Origin of the sequence: Aquisphaera insulae, from assembly GCF_011064615.1 — a bacterium.
GTDB lineage: Bacteria > Planctomycetota > Planctomycetia > Isosphaerales > Isosphaeraceae > Aquisphaera > Aquisphaera insulae.
In genome coordinates this window covers 1-362 of record NZ_JAALJH010000280.1, presented here as the reverse complement: position 1 = coordinate 362, position 362 = coordinate 1, and the positions used below count along the sequence as shown (strand labels likewise).

Genomic DNA, 362 nt, shown 5'->3' with positions numbered 1-362 from the left:
TCAACCGCCCTGCCGTAGGTGGCGGCCTGGTAGACCCCCGGCATGAGCGTCAGGCCGCTGTTCCAGTCCACCACGTAGACCGGGAAATACGCGAACGACATCATGCTGGCCGGCGTGCTGTTGGAGAGGAGGTCCCAGCCGATCGAGCTGGAATCGATCCCGCCGCCGGACCCGCTTCCGGTCGGGGTCGTGCTCGAGGAAGGTCCGGACGAGGTGAAGGAGGTCCTCGCCGGCTCGCCCGCGCCCACCGGGAGGCCCGGCGCCGATGTCCTGGTTCCAGCCGCACTCGCCGCGGACGCGGTCCCCGCCGCGCTCATGAGCGCGGAACTTGCCCCCGACGAGGATGGCGAGGCGAATCGCAA

The 362-nt window shown here is 70.2% G+C and carries 1 protein-coding gene; it reads left to right on the top strand.

Annotated elements, in window-relative coordinates; all coding sequences use genetic code 11:
* Nucleotides 1–102: 102 nt before the first annotated feature.
* A partial coding sequence (locus tag G6O54_RS37650) for a hypothetical protein (RefSeq protein WP_205679206.1) occupies nucleotides 103–362 on the top strand: 260 nt, incomplete at its 3' end.